1 protein-coding gene is annotated in these 247 nt (G+C 28.7%); it reads left to right on the top strand.

The genetic code is table 11. From position 1 onward, the window contains the following. The coding region (locus tag AACQ14_RS24230) for a terminase large subunit domain-containing protein (RefSeq protein ID WP_339366095.1) at positions 1 to 247 on the top strand (247 nt) is incomplete at both ends.

Below are 247 nucleotides of genomic sequence, written 5' to 3'. Positions count from 1 at the left end.
TCAACAAAACATGGTGAAATTTATGAAAGCTATTGTGCTGGTGTAAAACGTAAACAATCAAAAATAATCTTTGATGAATGTAAAAACCTATTAAAAAAGAGTCCATTATCTACTAAATTTAAAATTACTAGAGATAGAATTACCCATATTAAAACTGATAGTTTTCTAGAACCTCTATGTAAAGAAGATGGAAAAAATGGTGATGGTACGAACCCAGCAGTATTAGTTATAGATGAATACCATCAAC

It is taken from the genome of Vallitalea maricola, assembly GCF_036985595.1.
Lineage (GTDB): Bacteria > Bacillota > Clostridia > Lachnospirales > Vallitaleaceae > Vallitalea > Vallitalea maricola.
This window is presented reverse-complemented; position numbering and strand designations above follow the sequence as displayed.